The organism is Escherichia sp. MOD1-EC6300 (assembly GCF_002965045.1).
Lineage (GTDB): Bacteria > Pseudomonadota > Gammaproteobacteria > Enterobacterales > Enterobacteriaceae > Escherichia > Escherichia coli_F.
This window is the reverse complement of the sequence record NZ_PTRH01000040.1, coordinates 1-2,322: the sequence shown is the minus strand read 5'-3', so window position 1 is coordinate 2,322 and position 2,322 is coordinate 1. Positions and strand designations below refer to the sequence as shown.

The 2,322-nt window shown below is 58.0% G+C and carries 2 protein-coding genes and 1 pseudogene; all 3 read left to right on the top strand.

The window, feature by feature from the left end; genetic code table 11:
- A pseudogene (locus tag BGE37_RS25380) lies at positions 1–136 on the top strand (phage tail protein); the annotation flags it as partial.
- Positions 73–681, top strand: coding sequence for a tail assembly protein (locus BGE37_RS24625; RefSeq protein WP_000090928.1), 609 nt, complete (start codon positions 73–75; stop codon positions 679–681). The pseudogene BGE37_RS25380 and the gene BGE37_RS24625, both read left to right, overlap by 64 nt.
- Positions 682–741: 60 nt before the next feature.
- On the top strand, positions 742–2,322 hold a 1,581-nt coding region (locus BGE37_RS24615), incomplete at its 3' end, for a host specificity protein J (protein ID WP_105288546.1).

The following is a 2,322-nucleotide window of genomic DNA, read 5'->3' as shown; positions in this document are numbered from 1 at the left end:
ACAACTGAGCAAACGAGAGAGGTATACCGACAAATGGCAGCGACGCACACACTCCCTCTGGCGTCACCGGGCATGGCACGCATCTGCCTTTACGGGGATTTACAACGATTTGGCCGCCGCATCGACCTTCGTGTAAAAACGGGGGCTGAAGCCATCCGGGCGCTGTCCACACAGGTCCCGGCGTTTCGTCAGAAACTGAATGACGGCTGGTATCAGGTGCGCATTGCCGGGCGTGATGCAGGTGAAACCGAATTATCTGCCCGTCTTAATGAGCCGCTGGCAAATGGTGCCGTGATCCATATCGTGCCGCGTCTGGCGGGAGCTAAAAGTGGCGGTGTATTTCAGGTGGTGCTGGGGGCGGCGTTGATTGCGGTGGCATGGTGGAACCCTGTGGGCTGGCTGGGTGCCGCGGCTGTATCGGGCATGTATGCGGCAGGGGCCAGTATGATCCTGGGCGGTGTGGCGCAGATGCTGGCACCGAAAGCCAGAACTCCCCGTACACAGACAACGGATAACGGTAAGCAGAACACCTATTTCTCCTCACTGGATAACATGGTTGCCCAGGGCAATGTTCTGCCTGTTCTGTACGGTGAAATGCGCGTGGGGTCACGGGTGGTTTCTCAGGAGATCAGCACGGCAGACGAAGGGGATGGTGGTCAGGTTGTGGTGATTGGTCGCTGATGCAAAACATTTTATGTGAAACCGCCTGCGGGCGGTTTTGTCGTTTATGGAGCGTGACGAATGGGTAAAGGCAGCAGTAAGGGGCATACCCCGCGCGAAGCGAAGGACAACCTGAAATCCACGCAGTTGCTGAGTGTGATTGATGCCATCAGCGAAGGGCCGATTGAAGGTCCGGTGGATGGATTAAAAAGCGTGCTGCTGAACAGTACGCCGGTGCTGGACAGTGAGGGGAATACCAATATATCCGGCGTCACGGTGGTGTTCCGGGCAGGCGAGCAGGAGCAGACACCGCCGGAGGGATTTGAATCCTCCGGCTCCGAGACGGTGCTGGGTACGGAAGTGAAATATGACACGCCGATCACCCGGACCATCACGTCTGCAAATATCGACCGTCTGCGCTTTACCTTCGGTGTGCAGGCACTGGTGGAAACCACCTCAAAGGGGGACAGGAATCCGTCGGAAGTCCGCCTGCTGGTTCAGATACAACGTAACGGTGGCTGGGTGACGGAAAAAGACATCACCATTAAGGGCAAAACCACCTCACAGTATCTGGCCTCGGTGGTGGTGGGTAACCTGCCGCCGCGCCCGTTCAATATCCGGATGCGCAGGATGACGCCAGACAGCACCACAGACCAGCTGCAGAACAAAACGCTCTGGTCGTCATACACCGAAATCATCGATGTGAAACAGTGCTACCCGAACACGGCACTGGTCGGCGTACAGGTGGATTCGGAGCAGTTCGGCAGCCAGCAGGTGAGCCGTAATTATCATCTGCGCGGGCGTATTCTGCAGGTGCCGTCGAACTATAACCCGCAGACGCGGCAATACAGCGGTATCTGGGACGGAACGTTTAAGCCAGCATACAGCAACAACATGGCCTGGTGTCTGTGGGATATGCTGACCCACCCGCGCTACGGCATGGGTAAACGTCTTGGTGCGGCAGATGTGGATAAATGGGCGCTGTATGTCATCGGCCAGTGTTGCGACCAGTCGGTGCCGGACGGTTTTGGCGGCACGGAGCCGCGCATTACCTGTAATGCGTACCTGACCACACAGCGCAAGGCGTGGGATGTGCTCAGTGATTTCTGCTCGGCGATGCGCTGTATGCCGGTATGGAACGGGCAGACGCTGACGTTCGTGCAGGACCGACCGTCGGATAAGGTGTGGACCTATAACCGCAGTAATGTGGTGATGCCGGATGATGGCGCGCCGTTCCGCTACAGCTTCAGCGCCCTGAAGGACCGCCATAATGCCGTTGAGGTGAACTGGATTGACCCGGATAACGGCTGGGAGACGGCGACAGAGCTTGTTGAAGATACGCAGGCCATTGCCCGTTACGGTCGTAATGTCACGAAGATGGATGCCTTTGGCTGTACCAGTCGGGGGCAGGCACACCGCGCCGGGCTGTGGCTGATTAAAACGGAGCTGCTGGAAACGCAGACCGTGGACTTCTGCGTGGGTGCCGAAGGGCTTCGCCATGTACCGGGCGATGTCATTGAAATCTGCGATGATGACTATGCCGGTATCAGCACCGGCGGGCGCGTGCTGGCGGTGAACAGCCAGGCCCGGACGCTGACGCTCGACCGTGAAATCACGCTGCCATCCTCCGGTACCACGCTGATAAGCCTGGTTGACGGAAGT

Bases quoted from the DNA above. Each gene is read 5' to 3' on its own strand.
- BGE37_RS24625 (WP_000090928.1), top strand. From the start codon at position 73: ATGGCACGCATCTGCCTTTACGGGGATTTACAACGATTTGGCCGCCGC.